We start from the raw sequence: 19,806 nt of genomic DNA on the forward strand, positions 1-19,806 counted from the left end.
CTCTCCTGTTCGCCGTTCCTGTTCGTTTCAGTCCGGAACGACCGCTGTGGCCTCGATCTCGACCTTGGCGCGGTCCTCGACCAGCCCGGCGACCTGAACCAGCGCCATCGCCGGGAAATGCCGTCCGATCACGTCGCGATATGCGGTCCCGACCTCGCGCAGCGCGGCCAGGTATTCTTGCTTGTCGGTGACATACCAGGTCAGCCGCACCAGATGTTCCGGCCCGGCGCCCGCCTCGGCCAGAACCGCGATGATGTTTTCCAGAACCTGCCGGACCTGACCGGCGAAATCGTCGGTCTGGAACTGTTGATCGGCGTCCCAGCCGACCAACCCGCCGGTAAAGATCATCCGGCCGCGCGCGGCGATGCCGTTGGCGTAACCGACGGCGCGTTTCCAGTTCGCGGGATGCAACTGTTCATGCATGATGGGCCTCGAATCTGGGACGGATATGTGTCGGCCATGGAGCGGGACGGAAGTCGCGATCCATCCAGACGACGGTGGGGCGCGCCTCGATACGGTCATCTGCCGTCAATAGGAACCGCGCGCTGGTGCGGCCCAGATGTTCGATCCTCAGATGCCAGTCCAGCCGGTCCCCAAGCCGAGAGGGCTTGCGGAAATCGACCTCCAGTCGCGCGGTCGGCATGCCGAAGCCCTCCGCGATCATCTGCGAAAACGGATAGCCGACCTCGTCAGCCATGAAGTTTTCCACGACCGAATTCACCATCTCGGCATAGCGCGGATAGAAAACGATGCCCGCCGGGTCGCAGTGGCAGAATTCGATGGCGATGCTGCGGTGATAGCTCATGCCCCCTCCAGAACGGTGCGGGCGATGATCAGCTTCTGAACGTCGCTGGCGCCCTCATAAATGCGCAGGGCCCGGATCTCTCGATAGAGGCTTTCGACCATGGTGCCGCGCCGCACGCCGTCGCCACCCCACAGCTGCACCGCCTGATCTATGACCGCTTGCGCCGCTTCGGTTGCATACAGCTTGGCCATCGCCGCCTCGCGGGTAATCCGGGGGGCGCCCATATCCTTGGTCCAGGCGGCGCGATAGACCAGCAGCGCGGCGGCATCGATCTTCAGCGCCATATCGGCGATATGTCCCTGAACCATCTGCAGTTCGGCCATCGGCGCGCCGAACAATTGCCGTTCACGCACCCGTGCGACGGATTCCTGCAGCGCCCGACGTGCGAACCCCAGGGCGGCGGCCCCGACGGTCGGACGGAAATGATCCAGAACCGTCATGGCGATGCGGAACCCAGATCCGGCCTCGCCGATCAGCGCATCCTGAGGCAGGTGAACACCTTCCAGCCGCAGATGCGCCAGGGGATGCGGCGCCATCACCTCGATCCGGTCCACGACCGTCAGACCGGGCGTATCGGCAGGCAGCAGAAAGGCAGACAGCCCCTTCGCCCCCGGCGCTTCGCCGGTGCGGGCGAAGATCACATGGATATCGGCGATCCCGCCGTTCGAGATGTAGGTCTTTTCGCCATCCAGCACCCAGCCGCCGTGGTCGCGCCGCGCGGTGGTGGCGGTGCGGGCGACATCCGAGCCCGATCCCGGCTCGGTCAGCGCGAAGGCAGAGATCGCCTTACCCGCCCGCGTCCGATCCAGCCATGCGCGCTGCGCGGGCGTTCCAAACAGCGTCACGGCACCCATGCCCAGACCCTGCATCGCAAAGGCGAAATCCGCCAGGCCGTCATGGCGCGCCAAGGTCTCGCGGATCAGGCACAGGCTGCGGATATCCAGCGCGTCGCCGCCCGAATGGCGCAACCAGCCATCGGCGCCCAGATCTTGCACCAGCCCCCGGCAGGCCGCGTCCACGTCGTCATGATCGACCGGCAGCGCGGCCCTGGCCCAATCGTCCAGCGCCGCCGCCAATTCGCGGTGCCGATCCTCGAAAAATGGCCAGTTCAGAAAGCTTCGGTCCATCTTCTTCTTTGTCCAAATACCCAAGGGAAAGCAGGTCAGTCGCCTTGAAACACTGGCTGCTCTTTGTTGACGAAGGCGCGGTAGGCGCGTTCGAAATCGCGCGTCTGCATGCAGATCGCCTGCGCCTGCGCCTCGGCCTCGATCGCCTGATCCAGGCCCATGTTCCATTCCTGGTTCAGCTGCGTCTTGGTGATCCCATGCGCCCATGTAGGCCCCGCGGCGATGCTGCGGGCCAGTTCCATCGCGGCGGTTTCGACATCCTCATGCAGGCTGTTCCAGAATCCCCAGCGCTCGCCTTCCTCGGCGCGCAGCACGCGTCCGGTATACAGCAGTTCGGCCGCCCGGCCCTGGCCGACGATACGGGGCAGCATGGCGCAGGCCCCCATGTCGCAGCCAGCCAGCCCGACGCGGGTGAACAGGAACGCGGCCTTGGCCGAGGGCGCGGCCAGCCGCAGATCGCTGGCCATGGCCATGATCGCGCCCGCGCCGACGCAGATCCCCTCGACCGCGGCGATCACCGGCTTGCCGCAATGGATCATCGCCTTGACGAGTTCGCCCGTCATGCGGGTAAAGGCCAACAGTTCCGGCATTTCCATCGCGACCAGCGGGCCGATGATGTCATGGACATCGCCGCCCGAACAGAAATTCCCGCCATTGCTGGCCAAAACCACGACATCGACATCATCGGCATGCGCCAGGTCGCGGAAGGCGCGGCCCAGTTCGGCATAGCTGTCGAAGGTCAGCGGGTTCTTGCGCTCGGGGCGGTTCAGGCGGATCACGGCGATCCGGTCGGAGACCTGCCAGTGGAAATGCTGCGGCGTCAGGTTCGCCATGCGGATCGGTTTCATTCGTTCCTCCCGGCGCGCGCAAGAATGTCGCGCATCAAGTCCAGATCGGTTTCGCCAAGGCTGGCAAAGATTGCATCGACCTCGGCCTCGTGGCCGGTCGCCATGGCCTCGAACGCGGTCAGCCCGTCCGGCGTCAGGCGCACGCGGATGCGGCGGCGGTCGCCGTCTTCGGCCTCGCGCCGGGCCATCCCGTCCTTTTCCAGCCGGTCCACCACGGCGGTTGCGTTGCCGTTCGACACCAGCAGCATCCGTGACAGTTCCGACATCGTCACCCCCTCGCGCCGCCGCCACAGCGCGGCCATGACGTCAAAGCGGGGCAGGGTGGTGTCATGTTCGCGGCGCAGATAGTCGCGCAAACGATTTTCCGCGGCGCGGGTCACGCCCAGAAGGCGGATCCATGTCTTCAGGCGCCGCTTGGACAGATCGCTCATGCGCTTTCGCCTCCGTCCAGCATGATCGCCTGGCCGTTGACGCTGGCTGCCGAGGGTGATGCCAGCCACATCGCGGTGCCCGTCACCTCGGATGGGGCAACCAGACGTCCCTGCGGGTTCCTGGACGTCAGGGATGCCAACGCCTCTGCCTCGTCCCGACCGGTCTTGTCGATGATATTGGCGATGCTGCGGCGGGTCATGTCGGTGTCCAGAAAGCCCGGACAGATCGCGTTCACGGTGATACCCTTCTTCGCGACCTCATGGGCCAGTGACCGCACCAGCCCCATGACGCCGTGTTTGCTGGCGGCATAGGGTGCGGCATAGGCCGCCCCGCGCAGCCCCGCGATCGAGGCCACGGCGATCAGGCGGCCGCCGGTCTGCATCTGTGCCAGTCCGTGCTGAAACGTCAGGAAGGTGCCGGTCAGATTGGTGGCGATCATGCGATTCCAGTGTTCCAGATCGACCTTGGCAAACGGCGCGGCTTCGGCCACGCCGGCATTGGCGATCACGATCTGGCAGGGACCGGCCCGATCGAACATCGCGCGGACCTGATCCGGGTCGCTGATATCGCCCGCAACGGCGCGGATGCCGCCTGTCGCCACGTGCGCCAGCCTGTCCATGCGACGACCGGTGATGATCACCTCGTGCCCGGCATCGGCAAAGGCGCGGGCCATGTCGGCCCCGGTGCCGCTGCCGCCGCCGGTGATCAGGACGCGGGTCACGCCCGGATTTCCTCGGCCTGACGCTCGGCAAGGCGGCGCGCCTGATCGCGGCCCGCCAGATACGGCAGCGGCCATTCGGTCGCCTCATCCCCCAGGGCCACGGCGGCATGAAGCGTCCAGTAAGGGTCAGCAAGATGGGGTCGCGCCAGACAGACCAGATCGGCCCGCCCCGCCATCAGGATCGAGTTCACATGGTCGGGTTCGTAGATATTGCCGACGGCCATGGTCGCGATCCCGGCCTCGTTCCGGATACGGTCGGAAAAAGGGGTCTGGAACATGCGGCCATAGACGGGGCGGGCGTCAGGTGTGGTCTGACCGGCCGAAACATCGATGATATCGGCCCCGGCCTGACGGAACAGCCGGGCGATCTGCACCGCGTCTTCTGGCGTGACGCCGTCAGTGCCGACCCAGTCATTGGCGCTGATTCGAACGGACATCGGCTTGCTTTCGGGCCACGCCGCGCGCATCGCGGCAAATACCTCCAACGGCCAGCGCATCCGGTTTTCCACAGACCCACCATATTCATCCGCGCGCCGGTTCGATACCGGCGAGATGAAACTGCTGATCAGGTAACCATGGGCCGCGTGCAGTTCGATCATGTCGAAGCCGGCGCGTTCGGCCATGCGGGTCGCGGCGACAAACTGATCCCGGACCTGATACATCTGTGCCCGCGTCATTTCCTGCGGCACGGCATTCCCGGCCGACCATGGCAGGGCCGAGGCCGACATGATCGGCCAGTTTCCGTCGGCAAGCGGCTGATCCATGCCCTGCCATCCGATGCGGGTGCTGCCCTTGCGGCCCGAATGGCCGATCTGGCAACAGATGCGGGCATCGGTTTCCTCATGCACGAAATCGGTGATCTCGCGCCATGCGGCCTCGTGTTCCGGCGCATACAGCCCGGGGCAGCCGGGCGTGATCCGGCCTTCGGCCGAGACGCAGGTCATCTCGGTATAGACCAGTCCCGCGCCGCCCTTGGCACGTTCGCCATAATGAACAAGGTGCCAGTTCACGGGCTTGCCATCGACCGCCTTGTATTGCGCCATGGGCGACACGACGATGCGGTTCTTCAGCTGCATTTCGCGCAATTTGAAGGGGGCGAACATCGGCGCGCGGCCGGGCTGGCCGCCGGCTTGTCCCTGAAACCAGTCCTCGGCCCGGCGCACCCAGTCGGGATCGCGCAGGCGCAGGTTTTCATGGCTGATCCGCTGGCTGCGGGTCAGCAGCGAATAGGTGAACTGGATCGGGTGCAGGTCGAAGTAACGCTCAACCTCTTCGAACCATTCAAGGCTGTTTCGGGCTGCCGATTGCAAGCGCAGCACCTCTAGCCGGCGTTCTTCCTGATAGCGTGCAAATGCTCGTTCCATGGTGGGTTCGGAATGCAGGTATTCGGCAAGTGCGATGGCGCTGTCGAAAGCCAGCCGTGTACCCGAACCGATCGAGAAATGCCCCGTCGCCGCCGCGTCGCCCATCAGCACGACGTTGCCCTGGTACCAGCGTTCACAGATCACGCGGGGGAAGTTCATCCAGACCGCCGAGCCGCGCAGATGCGCCGCGTTCGACATCAGATCATGCCCGTCCAGATGATCCGCAAAGACAGCCCGGCAAGTTTCGACGATCTGTTCCTTCGTCATCGCTTCGAAGCCGAAGCTGTCCCAGGTCTGCTGGCTGCATTCGACGATGAAGGTCGCCGTGTCGTCGTCGAACTGATAAACATGTGCCCATAGCCAGCCGTGTTCGGTCCGCTCGAAGATGAAGTTGAAGGCGTCGTTGAATTTCTGATGCGTGCCCAGCCAGATGAACTTGCACAGGCGCATGTCGATATCGGGCTTGAACACGTCCTGAAACTCGGTCCGGACCTTGCTGTTCAGCCCGTCCGAAGCGACGACCAGATCGTAATTCCCTGCGTAGCTTTCGGCGCTGCCAAACTCGGTTTCGAATTGCATGTCCACGCCCAGTTCGCGCGCGCGGTCCTGCAGCAGCGTCAGCATCTTCTTTCGCCCGATCCCGGCAAAACCATGCCCGCCTGACACATCGCGATGGCCGTCGCGAATGACCGCGATATCGTCCCAATAGATGAAGTTGTCGCGGATCGCCTGCGTGGATTGCGGATCGTTGCGCTGCATCCGTTCCAGCGCGTCATCCGACAGCACGACACCCCAGCCGAAGGTGTCATTGGCGCGGTTGCGTTCCAGGACCGTGACCTGATGCGCGGGATCGCGCAGTTTCATCGAGATCGCGAAGTACAGGCCCGCAGGGCCGCCGCCGAGGCAGAGAATCTTCATGCCGTGCCACCTCCTGTTATCGGAAAGCTGGCACGACGCAGATATTATTTCAAGCTTAAAATTTCCCTTCGAAGTGCATCCGCGATGATCGCGGGCACCTCGGACGCCAGACCGATCGGCTCAAGGCGCGGTCCATCGAACCCTGCCTGGTCCAGCGCCTGCGGCAGGTCATCGGTCACATGCTCGGCCCTGAGGGCAAAGAAAGGCAGGCTGACCGCCCGTGCCAGCCCCTGCGCCGCCTCGGCGATGAAGGGATCCTGCTCAACAAAGCCGGTGACCACGCGGGCGAAATGCGGAGCGATCAGGTCTGCCAGCGCCGAGGTGATGTTGAAGCTGGCCTGCGACCGCCCCGAGCCATGGGCGGTCAACAGAAGTGTCGTGTCGTTCGGGGCCCAGCCTTGTTCGGCGGCAGCGCGGTGCGCCAGCCGAACGATCAGCGGCGGCAGCGCCGGATCGGTGCCGAACGGGCGCATGATGCGGGCGTTCGCGGCCCCTGCCTCGGCCAGCTTGCGCGGCAGTTGCGTGCCGGTGAACCACCCCTCGGCCATGAACATCGGATAGATCAGGCTGTGATCGTCGCAGGCATCGGCCAGCGCCCCCGGCATCGCCAATGTCGCGCCCCTGACCTCGCAGCCGGGATTTTCTGTGGCGACGCGCGCGGCAAGGTCGCGGATCGCCTGTTCCTGCGGTTCGGGATCGCCCGGCTGACCGTGCGAGACGATGACGGCTTTGCTGATAGGGTTTGTCATCAGTCGCGAAAATATTGCGCGAAGGCGTCCGGCATGTCGAATTCGGACAGCGCCCGCGCGCGCCCTTCAGCGGACATCTTTCTGGCGGTCTTCTCGATGATGCGCGGCATTTTCTCATCCGGCTGCTCGGCCATGAAATCGCCCAGATACCAGCGGATGAACGTGAAGCAGATCACATCCTCCAGGGCCTGCACCTCGGGGTCGCGCTTCAGGCCCTGCTTGGTCAGCATCCTGCGCGCCGCGTCGATATCTGCGTCGTCATAGCCCGCCTGCTGCATGATCCCGGCGATTCGGTCGGCGTGGCGTCGCCCCTGTTCCTGCCGCCATTGCAGGTAACCGGCCCGATCCATCGGATAGGCGTCGCGTGGCAGTGTCCATCGTTCGATATGCTGGCCGCGACAGGCGATCCGCAACGGGTCCGAGGCATCGGGAAACAGCCGCTGCTGTTCGGCTGTCATGCGCTGGCCATACAACAGGTTGGCAGGTGTTCCGTCTTCCAGGTTCGGGTCCTGGGCGTTTGCCGCGTCGATGCTGGCGAAGGCGTGGTCGAGCCGGGTGGTCATGCGCGTCCTTTCCTTTTGTCGCAGTCTGACCCGCTGGCGGGGGAGGCTGCAAGCAGCTATCTGCGGGTGGATGAACGGATGGAGCGAATACTTGCTGGCCTGGATGTGCTTTCTGGCCGCGCACATTGTTCCGGCGGCGCCGGGGCCGCGCGGCCTGCTGATCGCGCGACTGGGGCGGCGGGGCTATCTTCTGGTCTTCAGCCTTGTTTCGATCGCGCTGCTGATCTGGCTGGTGCGGGCATCGTCGGGCGCACCTTATATCGGGCTGTGGCAGGCGGGCGCGGGCGGTCGCTGGATTGTCAATCTGGCGATGCCCGTAGCGATTCTGACCGCCGCGCTGGCGGCGGGCATGTCGGGCCTGCTGATGGCCTTTGCGATCTGGGCGGCCGCGCATCTGGTTGCGAACGGGGATTTGGCGCATGCGATCCTGTTCGGCGGAATGCTGGTCTTTGCGGGAACGGGATTGATGCGGTCAGGGTTTCCGCGCGTGTTCCGACCCTCGGTCTTGCGGATACTGGCGGCCGTCGGCCTGTGGATCGCACTCGTCCTGCTGCACCCGGTCGTTGTGGGTGTCTCGCCCTTGCCCGGCTGATGACGGGTGAAGGCCGGGGCGCAGCGGGTATTCTGGCAAAGAAGAGGTCTCAGGCCAGGCGGAATGCGTCGGGAAGCCGGTCCTGACCTGCCAGGATCAGATCGGCCATCAGTCGGGCGATCCCCGGCGCCATTCCGAAGCCGATCTTGAACCCGCCATTCGCGATGTAATGGCCCGGCCGTCCCGGCCACTGGCCGAGAAGCGGTGCACGCGATTTCGCGCGGGGCCGAATCCCGGCCCAACGCTGGACGATCCGTGACTGGGCGAGGGCAGGGCAGATCATGCGCGCGCTGGCGACGAGGTCGTCCAGCATCAGGTCGGGGGCCAGATGGTCGAAATCATTTTCCGAGGTAGAGCCGACGGCGGTCGTGCCATCCGCATGCGGCACGATATGCAGCCCGTCGGCGAAGACCTGCGGGGCGCCGGGTGCCGGGAAATCCAGCAGCGCCGACTGGCCCTTGATGCCCTTTCCGACAGATCTGCCCAGATCGTCGCCCAGCATCTGAAGGCCCGCTGCGCCGGTGGCCCACAGCGTCGGACCTGTGGACGCGTCTGGTCGTGCTGATTGGCCTTCGACGATCTGCCCGCCCCTTGCCCTGATCGCGGCAGCCAGCGCGGCCAGCGCCAGGCAAGGGTTCAGCCGGGCCGTCAGCCGGTCTTCAAGCCAGATCCCCGTCGGACTGTAGGGCACCAGCGGCGATCCGGGGTTTTGCGTCAGCCGCATCGGCATGGTGGCGGGCCATCGTGCATCAGCGCCTGCCAAGCGTTCTTTCAGCCGCTCCGCCGTGGCCATGTCCGGGACGGGTTGCAGGCGACCGGTGCGCCCATAACCGCTGGAAAGGCCCGAGGCCGTCTCGACCTCGGCCCAGAACGCCGAGGCGAGCAGCAGGCTGTCCAGCTGGAACGCCTTCTTGTCGTTCCATTGCTCGGGGGCGTGGGGGGCAAGCGCGCCGACATTGCCGCCCGACGATCCGGCGCCGATCCGTTCCGCCTCGATGACGCGGACCTTCGCGCCGCGGCGCGCGATCTCCCACGCGCAGGACAGGCCAAGGATGCCGCCGCCGATGATGGTGATGCTTGTCAAACCGCCCGCCCTTCGCCTAGCTGCGACCATGAACGATCTAGCCGATCAGATGGATGGCGGCCAGCCACAGCTGGCGTGGCGCGAGGGCGGAGTGCCGGTCTCGACCCGTTTCGACGATCCCTATTTCAGCCTTGCGGGCGGTCTGGCCGAGACACGGCACGTGTTTCTGGATGGCAACGACCTGCCGGCGCGGCTGCGGCCGGGGTTCCATGTGGCCGAGCTGGGCTTCGGCACCGGGCTGAACGCACTGGCGCTGGCGCTGGTCGCGCGCGTCCCCGTGGTCATGACAAGCTTCGAGGCTTATCCGATGACCGTGGACCAGCTGGCCCTGGCGCATGCGGCGTTCCCCGAGCTGGCCGGGCTGGCCTCGCAACTGCGCCAGGGATGGGGCGCCGCCCGGTTGCAGGTCGGCCCGGTCGATCTGCGGCTGGTGATCGGCGATGTGCGGCGCACCTTGCCCGCGTGGCCGGGGCGCGCGGATGCGTGGTTTCTGGACGGGTTCTCGCCCGCCAAGAACCCCGAGATGTGGTCAGCCGAATTGATGGCGCAGGTCGGGCGGCACAGCGCGGCCGGGGCCGGTTTTGCGACCTATACCGCCGCCGGGCATGTCCGGCGCGCGCTGGAGGAAGCCGGTTTCGCGGTCCAGCGGCGGCCCGGTTTCGGGCGCAAGCGGCACATGAGCGTGGGGCGGCTGCGCGACGGCATGACCGACACCGACACAGACACAGTCGCGCACGGGCCTAGCGTGTGACGCGCGGGATGCGTGTCTGCGTGTAAGTGGCTTCGGGATGCGGCGGGTGGCCATGGGTCACCTGCCAGAAGCGGGGGCCGCCCCGACGCAGAAACAACGGCACGCACAGTGCGACGCCGGCGATGAAGCCCCCCGCGTGGGCCCAATAGGCGACGCCTCCCTGGTCGCCCGTGACCGTGAAACCGCCGAACAACTGCAACCCCAGCCATGCACCCAGCATCAGCCATGCGGGTACGGTAAAGACCTTGAAGAAGATGATGAAGATCGCCACCACATCCACGCGGGCGCGGGGAAACATCAGCAGATAGCCCCCCATGACGCCTGCGATCGCGCCGGATGCGCCGACCATCGGCACGGTCGATCCCGGATCGGCGGCGATCTGCGCGGCCGCGGCGGCAAGCCCCGTCGCCAGGTAGAACAACAAAAAGCCGGGCCGCCCCATCTGTTCTTCAAGATTGTCGCCGAAGATCCACAGAAACAGCATGTTGCCGCCCAGATGCAGCAGTCCCGCATGCAGGAACATGTGACTGGCCAGCCCCCACAGATATTCGCCGTGCATGATCGCCAGCGGATACAGCGCCAGCCGCACCCAAAGTGCCGCCCCCGCATCCGAACCGGGAAGGGTCAGGACGAACATCACGATATTCAATGCGATGATCGCCCATGTCACGATCGGGGTGCGCTGGGACGGATTGTGATCGCGGATCGGGAACATCTGACTTTCGGCATCTGCAGCTGCCCCAGCATCCGCCGTCGCGGCCCGTCGCGCAACCCCGCCAGCAAGATGTCAGGACCGACGACATGGGCACGAGACTCAGCCCTCGCGCGGCATGTCATCGACAGGGACGGGTTCCAGCCCCTGCGCGCCCGGACCTTCCGCGGCGGCGCGGTCCGCGGGGTTGAACAGGACGCACAGCTCGTGCGACAGACATCCGCAGCGGATGCAGCCGGCAAGCTGGTCGCGGACCTGTTCCAGCACGCGGATCCGGCGGGTCAGATCGTCGCGCCAGCTTTCCGAGATACGCTGCCATTCCTCGCGGTTCAGCGGCTTTCCGGTCAGTGCCGGGGTCAGGGCCGTGCGGATTTCGGAAAGCGGAAGACCGGCGCGCTGGCCGGCCTTGATGATGGCCAGAACGCGCAGGCTGGCCCGCGAATAACGCCGGTGATTTGCGGCATTGCGGGTGGACCGGATCAGCCCTTCGCGTTCATAAAAGTGAATGGCCGAGACGGATATACCGCTTCGGCGAGACAGCGCACCGACCGACATGATTGGGGTCGATGCTGCATTGTCATTGATATCGCGGGACATTTTCAGCTTGTCCTGAACTTTGGTTAAGGTCTTAGGGTGGCAAGCCTGGACCGGAATGGCAAGGAAGACGGGATGACTGAGGGCAATCGGATCGTGGTGATCCTGGGTTCGATCCGCGAAGGGCGCATCAACGATCGGGTCGCGGCCTGGGTGGCGGGCCAGCTGCGTCTGCACGGTTTCGCGCCGGAAATCCTTGATCCCGCCGACCCGGATCTGCTGCCGCTGCAGATCGGCGATCAGGCGGCCATCGCGCGGCTGCGCGAACAGATGCACGGTGCCGACGGGTTCGTGATCGTCACGCCCGAATACAATCATGCCGAGCCGGGACATCTGAAGACGCTGATCGATTCGGTGACATCCGAATGGTGGGCACGTCCGGTCGGGCTGATCGGCTATGGCGGTATTTCGGGCGGCCTGCGGGCGATCGAGGCGCTGCGCATCATCCTGGCCGAACTGCATACGGTCACGATCCGCGACACGCTCAGCTTTGCATCGCCCTGGCGTCGCTTTGACGAAGAGGGCCGGATCACCGACCCCGATGATCGCGCCGCCGCTGAGGCAGCGATGGCGGTGTTCGCCCATCGGCTGCGCTGGTGGGCTGACGCGCTGTCGGATGCGCGCGGTGCGCGACCCTATGATCGAGAGGATGGCTGACATGGATCCGCTGCTGAAGGACTGGCGGTCGTGGGGACTGATGCTGGCGTCGATGCTGACGATCATGTCGAACGCCACCATCACCCCGTCGCTGCCGGGATTGGAGGCGGCGTTTGCCGATGATCCGCTGGCGCCGATCCTGACGCGGCTGCTGATCACCGCGCCCTCGTTGCTGGTGGCTATTGTCGCGCCGTTTGCGGGGGGGCTGACAGACCGTCTGGGACGGCGGCGTCCGCTGCTGGCCGGGCTGGTGATCTACGCCGTGGCCGGGACGGCGGGCCTGTATCTCAATACGCTGGAGGCGATTCTGGCCAGCCGGCTGGCGCTGGGTCTGGGTGTGGCCGCGATCATGACCTCGCAAGCGGCGCTGGTCGGGGACTATTTCGAAGGTCCGGCGCGCGGACGCCTGATGGGATATCAGATGGCCGCGACGAATATCGGCGGGCTGGTCTTCGTCACCGTCGCCGGGGCGTTGGCGGCCTCGGATCCGCGGCTGCCGTTCCTTATCTACGGCCTTGCCGCGCTGCTGTTTCCGCTGCTGGCGGCGATTCTGCCCGAACCGCCACGATTTGCGTCGCAGCCGGGCACAGGATCGGTGGCCGACAATGCCGAACCGGGCTGGCAACTGACCGTCACGATCATGGCCGCGGCGGCGGGGCTGACCTTCGTGATCTTCTACGCGGTGCCGACGCAGGTTCCCTATCACCTGCAGAACGAAGGGCTGACCGATCCCCGTGACGCGGGCATCGTGATGGGGGCGATGATGTTCGCCGCTGCGGTGATGTCGGTGATCTCGGGCTGGATTCGGCCATGGCTGGGGCGGATCGGAACGCCGGTCACGGGTTACCTGTCGCTGGCGGCGGGATTTGCCGGACTGTCCATCGGACATTCGCTTGGCCTTGCGATGCTGTCGACCGCGCTGATCGGGGCTGGGCTGGGTTTCTGCATGCCCACCTTCATCACCACCGCGCTGAACGTCACGCCTGCGCGGCATCGCGGGCTGATCACCGGCCTGATCACGGCGGCGATTTTTCTGGGACAGTTCCTGTCGCCTCTGGCATCTCAGCCGCTGACCACCCATCTGGGCTATTCCGGCGCGTTTCGCGTCGGCGCCTTCGCCTTCGTGGCGCTGGCCTTTCTGCTGACGTTGGCGTTGCGTCGGCAAACCCCTCATGCGACCCGGCCGCTGCGCAGTCAGTAACGGCCAAAGAAGGAGCCGGACATGGCCGGAATCATCCAGATCGACAATCTGTCGAAGCAATATGGCGGCGGCACGCGCGCGCTCAGTGATGTGTCGATGGATATCGAGGAAGGCGAGATCATCGCCCTGCTTGGTCCGAACGGCGCGGGCAAGACCACGCTGATCTCGATCATCTGCGGGCTGGTCGTGCCGACCGGCGGCACCGTGCGCGTGGGCGGCCACGACATCCGCACAGACTGGCGCGCGGCGCGCCGGATGATCGGATTGGTGCCGCAGGAAATCGCGCTGGAGCCGTTCGAGACGGTCATGAACTGCGTGCGGTTTACCCGCGGCCTTTACGGGGAAGGGCGCGACGACGCCTATATCGAACAGGTGCTGCGCAGCCTTGCCCTGTGGGACAAGCGCGATGCGATGACCAAGGAACTGTCCGGCGGGATGAAACGCCGCGTGCTGATCGCCAAGGCGCTGGCTCATCGTCCGAAGGTTCTGTTCCTGGATGAGCCGACTGCCGGTGTCGATGTCGCGCTGCGCCGCGAGATGTGGCAGGTCGTCGAAGGAATGCGCAAGGATGGCGTGACCATCATCCTGACCACGCACTACCTGGAAGAAGCCGAGGAAATGGCTGACCGGATCGGCGTCATCAATCACGGTCGTCTGCTTCTGGTGAAACCCAAGGATGAGTTGATGGGAGAGTTCGGGCGCAAGACCCTGACCATCGAACTGGACACGGCGCTGGACGCCATTCCGTCCGCTCTTGCGGGGCGCGGCCTCGAACTCGCGCAGGACGGTCGGCATCTGCGTTATGACTATGACACGCGGGCCGACCGGACCGGGATTGCCCGGCTTCTGGGCGATCTGGCGGCGCAGGGGATTACAGTGCGCGACGTTTCGACCAAGCAATCCAGCCTGGAAGAAGTCTTCATCTCGCTGGTCGATGACGGCGACAAGAATAGCGCTGCGGAGGATGCTGCATGATGACGGCAATCAACTGGCCCGGTGTGTGGGCAATCTTTCATCACGAGATGATGCGGTTCTTCCGAACCATCATGCAATCGTTGCTGTCGCCCGTCGTGTCGACCACGCTGTATTTCGTGGTCTTCGGCGCGGCCATCGGTGGCCGCATCCAGTCGGTCGAGGGTGTGCCCTATGGCGCCTTCATCGTGCCGGGGTTGATGATGCTGACGATCCTGCAGCAATCTGTCAGCAATGCCAGCTTCGGGATCTATTTCCCCAAGTTCAGCGGCACGATCTTTGAATATCTGGTCTCGCCCGTCGGCTGGATAGAGGTGACGATGGGTTTCGTCGGCGCGGCAGCGGCGAAGTCGATGATGATCGCGCTGGTGATCCTGCTGACCAGCTTCTTCTTCGTGGGTGTCCATATCCTGCATCCGTTCTGGATGCTGGCCTTCCTGTTCCTGACCGCGCTTGGGTTCAGTCTTCTCGGGTTCATCATCGGATTGTGGGCCAAGTCGTTCGAACAGCTGCAACTGGTCCCGATGATGGTCATCACGCCCCTGGTTTTTCTGGGCGGCGCTTTCTATTCGGCCAGCATGCTTCCGCCCTTCTGGGAAGGCGTCGCAAAGCTGAACCCGGTTCTGTACCTGATTTCGGGTTTCCGCTGGTCGTTCTTCGGGCTGGCAGATGTACCGGTCGGCGTTTCCCTGGTCGCAGTGGCAATCATGGTCGGTGTCTGCCTTGCCATCATCCGCTGGATCTTTGCGACCGGCTGGCGGCTGCGCGAATGACCTAGCCTTTCTTCCGACGCTTCTTCGTCAGGCTGGGGCAGATCCGGGTCTGCGGGTCCAGCCTGACATATTCGCGGGCCGTGATCACCTGCATCTCGATCGACCTGTTCCAGCCTGCGAACCAGCGCTGCTTGATTTCGCCGCGATAGGTGCTGCCCATGATCTGGTCGACATAGGGCGGGATGATCGTGGTGTTCGGAATGCGCGGTGCGTGAAAGCCGATCCTTGCCCTTGGTCCCAGACAGGCATTGGGCAAGGTAATCAGCATCGTGCAGGCCGATCTGCAATATCCCCGAATGCGGATCGTCTTGCCCGATCGCGCCAGATCATTCCGCCGCTGCATCATCTGCAGGACGTTCCCGCCGCTGTCGTTGACGATGTCGATATGGTTCTTGCGGGCCTGGGCCAGACCTGCGGGCGGCGACAGCACAAGCGGCAGCGACAACAGCAGGACGGACAATGCGGATCGGATTCGGGCACTCATGACGCGGATATTGACCGGCGGACGACCAAGAGGAAAGTCACGATCCGGCGAAGCGGCCCGCCCGATCACGTTCCCTTGAACGGAACGATCGGTTCGGATAGCGTCTTGGTCAATCAGCAAGGTCTCGTGCCCAGCCAGCCGAACGTCGCGCGACGGAGACCTTTCATGCAGCTGCGCCCCCTGCCGATCCCACCTGCCTTGCCCCTTGCCACCCTGTTTGCCGTGCTGGGCGGTTCCGCAGCCGTCCACGCACAGGAACGCGTCTACCAGCTTGATCCGATCTACCTGGAATCGGTCGATCCCCATTTCGGCGCCGCTGACCGGGCCACCAGCACGTATGCCACAGGAATGGAGATCGAGCGCGCGCGCACCGGCGATCTGAAGGATCTTTTCTCGGGTATCGCGTCGGTCTCTGTGGGGGGCGCATTGCCGCTGACGCAGAAGATCTATGTCAATGGCGTGGACATGCTGAATCTGGGCGTGACCATCGACGGCACCGCGCAGAACAACCGCGCCTTTCACCACGTCTCGGCCAACGCGATCGATCCGGGCCTGCTGAAGCAGGTCAGGGCTGATGCTACAATCTCGCCCGCCGACGCGGGACCATATGCGCTGGCCGGTTCGGTCGTCTTCGAAACCGTCGATCCCGAGGATATTCTTGATCCCGGCGATCCCTTTGGCGGCAATGTCAGGCTGGGTTACGCCGGCAACGGCGGCACCGCACAAGGCGCGCTGACCATGGCGGGGCAGTCTGGAGGATTCTCGTGGCTGGCCTATGGCAAGCGCGCCACCGGCGAGGATTACGACAGCGGCAGCGGTCAGCGGATGCTGGGAACGCGCGCCGACCTGACCAGCACATTGCTGAAGCTGGCCTATGAGGACGAGACCGGACATCGGGTCGAATTGTCCGGACAGCGGCTGCGCGACAACTCGCTGCGCCAGTTCCGCGCGAATTTCGGCAGCTTCGGTGGTGATGACAGCGTGCTGCGGGTCTATGACACGACGCGCGAAAGCTATTCCCTGCATTACGAACACATACTGGCCGACGGAATGTGGGATCCCGAGATCCATCTGGGTTATTCCGAAAGCGACATCGTCGTGCCGGAACCCTGGGACAGCAACGGCCTTTCGGGCACATGGTCGGCCAGGATTCAGAACCGTTTCAATATTGGCGCCGAAGACAGCATCGTTGCGGGGATCGACTGGCAGCGCCGGTTTGGTGAATATTCCAGCCCGGATTTCGACAGCTACCTGCGCGAGGAATCACACAATCTTGGGATCTTTGCCCAAGCGCGGCTTCAAGTGACGCCGCAGGCGCGGCTGTCTGCCGGGCTGCGGGCGGACCGGCAGCGCTTTGAAGGCGTGGATGGCAGCAAGAACACGCATTCGGGCGTTTCGGGCAACGCGTCGCTGACCTACGCTCTTTCAGATCGGCTGACCCTGCGAGGCGGTATGTCCTCGATCTTCGGCGGTGTCGATATCGAAGACAACTACACATTCCTGCCGGATTGGACCTATGCCGGGTTGCGGGCCGCGCGGGCGCAAAACGCCACGATCGGTCTGGACTGGCAGGCCGACCAGTTGAAACTGGGCGGCGAGGTGTTCGTGACCCGGATCGACGATGCCCGCGGCGGAGTCGGCAATTTCGACTTCGAAAGCCGCGGATTCAACCTGGGGGGCGGAATATGGCTGGGCTACCGGATCGGCGCGGTTCACCCTCTCGCACAGCGATGTTCAGGTTGATGGCGCAGATGCCGACGGCTATGAGGCGCTGGACTTCGGGGCGCCTCTGGGAACAGTGCTGGCGCTGGAGATGGAACAGCAGACACCCTGGCAAGGCTTGCGCCTGGGCGGCACGGTCGAGGCGGCACTGGATTACCGGATGCCGGAATCCGCCGACCGCGACCTGTCCGGCTATGCGGTGCTGAACCTGTTTGCCGAATATCTGCCACCGCAATACCACAACGTCACCATCCGCGCCGAAATCAACAACCTCTTCGACCGCGACTATGCCGACCGAGCGACCTATGGCGGCGAATTCGATGTCGTGGGCACGCTGAAAGAGCCGGGTCGAACCGTGTCGCTGGTGGTTGCGACCGAGTTCTGAGAGGGCGATGACCGGGGCTGATGTTTGGGCATGTGTCCCGGCCATCGGCAATCGTCCTATCGCTACGCCCTTTCCTGGCGTCCGCGAATCGCTTATCTGCGCAGGATGCACAGCAACCCGCCCGATCTGCGCCCCGACCTTGCCCGCGCCCGCATCCCGGACCAGCGCCGCGATGGCCAGCCGACCATCGGCATGGTCAGCCTTGGCTGCCCCAAGGCGCTGGTCGACAGCGAACGCATCCTGACCCGGCTGCGGGCCGAAGGCTATGCGATCAGCGCCGACTATGCGGGCGCGGACGCGGTGATCGTGAATACTTGTGGATTTCTGGACAGCGCCAAGGCGGAATCGCTGGACGCGATCGGCGAGGCCCTGGCCGAGAACGGTCGGGTGATCGTGACCGGTTGCCTGGGTGCCGAGCCCGAATACATTACCGGCGCGCATCCCAAGGTTCTGGCCGTGACCGGACCGCATCAATACGAATCCGTCCTGGATGCCGTGCATGGCGCGGTGCCGCCAAGCCCCGATCCTTTCATCGACCTGCTTCCCGCTTCGGGCGTCAGCCTGACCCCACGGCACTACAGCTATCTGAAGATTTCCGAGGGCTGTAATCATAAATGCAAGTTCTGCATCATTCCTGACATGCGGGGACGACTGGTCAGCCGCCCGGCACATGCCGTGATGCGCGAAGCCGAAAAACTGGTTCAGGCGGGCGTGCAGGAACTGCTGGTCATCAGCCAGGATACCAGCGCCTATGGCGTCGATCGCAAATACCAGACCGAACGGGGCCACCGTGCCCATATCACCGATCTGGCACGCGATCTTGGAAGCCTCGGCGCATGGGTGCGTCTGCACTATGTTTATCCCTATCCCCATGTCCGCGACCTGATTCCGCTGATGGCCGACGGGCTTGTGCTGCCCTATCTGGATATCCCGTTCCAGCACGCGCATCCGGACACGCTGAAGCGCATGGCCCGGCCTGCGGCGGCGGCACGAACGTTGGATGAAATTGCGGCGTGGCGCAGCGTCTGCCCCGACATCACCCTGCGATCGACCTTCATCGTCGGATATCCGGGCGAGACCGAGGCCGAGTTCCAGACCCTGCTGGACTGGCTGGACGAGGCGCAGCTGGACCGCGTGGGTGCCTTCCAGTACGAGAACGTCAAGGGCGCGCGGGCAAATGACCTGCCCGACCATGTCGCACCCGAGATCAAGCAGGACCGTTTCGACCGTTTCATGGAAAAGGCCCAGAAGATCAGCGAGGCGAAGCTGGCTGCGAAGGTCGGCCAGCGTATCGAGGTGATCGTGGACGACGTCGATGAACAGGGCGCGACCTGCCGGACCAAGGCGGATGCCCCCGAGATTGACGGAAACCTGTTCATCGATGACGGATTCGACACGCTGAAATCGGGCGATATCGTCAGCGTCACAGTGGATGAGGCCGGTGAATACGACCTGTGGGGGCGACTTTGAACGATCTGGGGCAGCCCGCGTGGGACGCTGACGGTCAGCCACGCAAGCCCCGCATCGTAGGCATCGGGGCGCAGAAGGCTGGGACAAGCTGGCTGAGTGAGAGCCTGGCCCAGCATCCGAGGATCTGGACACCGCCCTTCAAGGAGGTGCAGTTTTTCAACCACCGTTTCGTGCCCGAACATCGCAAATGGCTTCCTTGGCATTTCCGGCGCAGCAAGGAAAACATCGTCCGTCGCCATGTCGCCAAGGGCATTCCGATGTCGCCCGAGATGGCGGTCTATCTGTCAGAGATCACCCAGGGCGAGATGTTCACCGAACGCTGGTATCGCAGCGTTTTCGCGCCCGCGCCGCAGGGGTCGCGACCCATCGACATCACGCCCGAGTATTCGACCCTTCCCGCCGAGGGCGTGGATTATATTCGTGACTTCCTGCCCAACGCGCAGTTCATCTATGTCATCCGCCATCCTGTGGATCGGGCCATATCCCAGTTGAAGATGAATCTCAGGCGCAAGGGCCGCAAGCCGGTGACCGTTGATGACTGGCTGGCCGAGATCGAAGACCCGGTGCTGATGGATCGCGGCGACTATGCGACCTATCTGCCGCGTTGGCGGGAACGGTTCGGCGACGACCGTCTGCTGGTTCTGCCGTTCGGGCGGATCGCCCGCGACCCGCACGCCCTGATGCGTGATATCGAGGCGTTTCTGAACTTGCCTGCCGCATATTATCAGGGTCTGCACAAGAAGGTCTTTGCGGCACCGAGTGGCCTGTCGGTGCCCGATCCGGCCCGCGCAGCACTGCGCGCCAAGCTGGAGCCGCAATTCGACTATCTTGGCGCGACCATGTCTGCCGAATTCATGGCCGATCTGCGCTGACCTTTCACCG

21 protein-coding genes and 1 pseudogene are annotated in these 19,806 nt (G+C 64.4%); 9 read left to right on the forward strand and 13 right to left on the reverse strand.

Annotation, left to right across the window (positions count from 1 at the left end):
- Positions 1–27: 27 nt before the first annotated feature.
- Genes MU516_RS01595 through MU516_RS01635 form a run of 9 tightly spaced genes read right to left on the reverse strand, consistent with a single transcriptional unit; the run spans position 28 to position 7,527 of the window.
- Positions 28–423, reverse strand: a complete 396-nt coding sequence (locus tag MU516_RS01595) for a RidA family protein (RefSeq protein WP_260275451.1) — start codon at positions 421–423, stop codon at positions 28–30.
- Complete coding sequence (locus MU516_RS01600; RefSeq protein ID WP_260275452.1) at positions 416–805, reverse strand: acyl-CoA thioesterase; 390 nt, start codon at positions 803–805, stop codon at positions 416–418. Before MU516_RS01600 ends, MU516_RS01595 begins: the two co-directional genes overlap by 8 nt.
- Positions 802–1,932: an acyl-CoA dehydrogenase family protein gene (locus tag MU516_RS01605; protein ID WP_260275453.1), complete on the reverse strand. Its 1,131-nt coding sequence runs from the start codon at positions 1,930–1,932 to the stop codon at positions 802–804. Before MU516_RS01605 ends, MU516_RS01600 begins: the two co-directional genes overlap by 4 nt.
- 35 nt (positions 1,933–1,967) lie before the next feature.
- Complete coding sequence (locus tag MU516_RS01610; RefSeq protein WP_260275454.1) at positions 1,968–2,780, reverse strand: enoyl-CoA hydratase family protein; 813 nt, start codon at positions 2,778–2,780, stop codon at positions 1,968–1,970.
- A complete protein-coding gene (locus MU516_RS01615) occupies positions 2,777–3,211 on the reverse strand; it encodes a MarR family winged helix-turn-helix transcriptional regulator (protein ID WP_260275455.1) in 435 nt (144 codons plus the stop codon). Before MU516_RS01615 ends, MU516_RS01610 begins: the two co-directional genes overlap by 4 nt.
- On the reverse strand, positions 3,208–3,933 hold the full coding sequence (locus tag MU516_RS01620; RefSeq protein ID WP_260275456.1) for an SDR family NAD(P)-dependent oxidoreductase: 726 nt from the start codon (positions 3,931–3,933) through the stop codon (positions 3,208–3,210). Before MU516_RS01620 ends, MU516_RS01615 begins: the two co-directional genes overlap by 4 nt.
- Positions 3,930–6,215: a bifunctional salicylyl-CoA 5-hydroxylase/oxidoreductase gene (locus tag MU516_RS01625; RefSeq protein WP_260275457.1), complete on the reverse strand. Its 2,286-nt coding sequence runs from the start codon at positions 6,213–6,215 to the stop codon at positions 3,930–3,932. Before MU516_RS01625 ends, MU516_RS01620 begins: the two co-directional genes overlap by 4 nt.
- Positions 6,216–6,259: 44 nt before the next feature.
- Positions 6,260–6,964, reverse strand: a complete 705-nt coding sequence (locus MU516_RS01630; RefSeq protein ID WP_260275458.1) for a sirohydrochlorin chelatase — start codon at positions 6,962–6,964, stop codon at positions 6,260–6,262.
- Entirely contained in the window at positions 6,964–7,527 is a 564-nt protein-coding gene (locus MU516_RS01635; RefSeq protein ID WP_260275459.1) for a DUF4202 domain-containing protein, read from the reverse strand. Before MU516_RS01635 ends, MU516_RS01630 begins: the two co-directional genes overlap by 1 nt.
- A 70-nt stretch (positions 7,528–7,597) precedes the next feature.
- Between MU516_RS01635 and MU516_RS01640 the strand changes: the two genes are divergently transcribed.
- A complete protein-coding gene (locus tag MU516_RS01640) occupies positions 7,598–8,119 on the forward strand; it encodes an NnrU family protein (RefSeq protein ID WP_260275460.1) in 522 nt (173 codons plus the stop codon).
- 49 nt (positions 8,120–8,168) lie between these two features.
- Here the strand turns inward: MU516_RS01640 and MU516_RS01645 are convergent, their stop codons facing one another.
- On the reverse strand, positions 8,169–9,203 hold the full coding sequence (locus MU516_RS01645; protein WP_260275461.1) for an NAD(P)/FAD-dependent oxidoreductase: 1,035 nt from the start codon (positions 9,201–9,203) through the stop codon (positions 8,169–8,171).
- A 49-nt stretch (positions 9,204–9,252) separates the two neighbouring features.
- On the opposite strand from MU516_RS01645, the gene mnmC2 reads away from it, so the two are divergent.
- Positions 9,253–9,954 carry a tRNA (5-methylaminomethyl-2-thiouridine)(34)-methyltransferase MnmC2 gene (gene mnmC2, locus MU516_RS01650; RefSeq protein WP_260275733.1) on the forward strand — a complete coding sequence of 234 codons (702 nt, stop codon included), beginning with the start codon at positions 9,253–9,255 and terminating at the stop codon, positions 9,952–9,954.
- On the opposite strand, the gene MU516_RS01655 is transcribed toward mnmC2, so the two are convergent.
- Positions 9,944–10,669, reverse strand: coding sequence for a rhomboid family intramembrane serine protease (locus MU516_RS01655; RefSeq protein WP_260275462.1), 726 nt, complete (start codon positions 10,667–10,669; stop codon positions 9,944–9,946). The two genes, mnmC2 and MU516_RS01655, sit on opposite strands and share 11 nt — an antisense overlap.
- 99 nt (positions 10,670–10,768) lie before the next feature.
- On the reverse strand, positions 10,769–11,263 hold the full coding sequence (soxR, locus tag MU516_RS01660) for a redox-sensitive transcriptional activator SoxR (RefSeq protein ID WP_260275463.1): 495 nt from the start codon (positions 11,261–11,263) through the stop codon (positions 10,769–10,771).
- 72 nt (positions 11,264–11,335) lie between these two features.
- Here soxR and MU516_RS01665 point away from each other — a divergent pair, with 72 nt between their 5' ends.
- Genes MU516_RS01665 through MU516_RS01680 form a run of 4 tightly spaced genes read left to right on the forward strand, consistent with a single transcriptional unit; the run spans position 11,336 to position 14,863 of the window.
- Positions 11,336–11,917, forward strand: coding sequence for an NADPH-dependent FMN reductase (locus MU516_RS01665; RefSeq protein WP_260275464.1), 582 nt, complete (start codon positions 11,336–11,338; stop codon positions 11,915–11,917).
- A 1-nt stretch (position 11,918) separates the two neighbouring features.
- Positions 11,919–13,118 carry an MFS transporter gene (locus MU516_RS01670; protein WP_260275465.1) on the forward strand — a complete coding sequence of 400 codons (1,200 nt, stop codon included), beginning with the start codon at positions 11,919–11,921 and terminating at the stop codon, positions 13,116–13,118.
- A gap of 21 nt (positions 13,119–13,139) precedes the next feature.
- Positions 13,140–14,093: an ABC transporter ATP-binding protein gene (locus MU516_RS01675; protein WP_260275466.1), complete on the forward strand. Its 954-nt coding sequence runs from the start codon at positions 13,140–13,142 to the stop codon at positions 14,091–14,093.
- Positions 14,093–14,863, forward strand: coding sequence for an ABC transporter permease (locus MU516_RS01680; RefSeq protein WP_260275734.1), 771 nt, complete (start codon positions 14,093–14,095; stop codon positions 14,861–14,863). Before MU516_RS01675 ends, MU516_RS01680 begins: the two co-directional genes overlap by 1 nt.
- 1 nt (position 14,864) lies before the next feature.
- Here MU516_RS01680 and MU516_RS01685 read toward each other — a convergent pair whose 3' ends face one another.
- On the reverse strand, positions 14,865–15,347 hold the full coding sequence (locus MU516_RS01685; protein ID WP_260275467.1) for a hypothetical protein: 483 nt from the start codon (positions 15,345–15,347) through the stop codon (positions 14,865–14,867).
- Between the two features lie 165 nt (positions 15,348–15,512).
- Between MU516_RS01685 and MU516_RS01690 the strand changes: the two are divergent.
- The 3 genes and pseudogenes from MU516_RS01690 to MU516_RS01700 all read left to right on the forward strand — a co-directional run bounded on the left by MU516_RS01690 (position 15,513) and on the right by MU516_RS01700 (position 19,796).
- Positions 15,513–17,454 (forward strand): annotated as a pseudogene (locus MU516_RS01690) (TonB-dependent receptor plug domain-containing protein).
- A gap of 105 nt (positions 17,455–17,559) precedes the next feature.
- Complete coding sequence (gene rimO, locus MU516_RS01695; protein WP_260275468.1) at positions 17,560–18,924, forward strand: 30S ribosomal protein S12 methylthiotransferase RimO; 1,365 nt, start codon at positions 17,560–17,562, stop codon at positions 18,922–18,924.
- Positions 18,921–19,796: a sulfotransferase family protein gene (locus MU516_RS01700; RefSeq protein ID WP_260275469.1), complete on the forward strand. Its 876-nt coding sequence runs from the start codon at positions 18,921–18,923 to the stop codon at positions 19,794–19,796. The genes rimO and MU516_RS01700 overlap by 4 nt, the downstream gene beginning before the upstream one ends.
- Positions 19,797–19,806: the final 10 nt, after the last annotated feature.

This window comes from Paracoccus maritimus (genome assembly GCF_025195095.1).
Classification (GTDB): domain Bacteria; phylum Pseudomonadota; class Alphaproteobacteria; order Rhodobacterales; family Rhodobacteraceae; genus Paracoccus; species Paracoccus maritimus.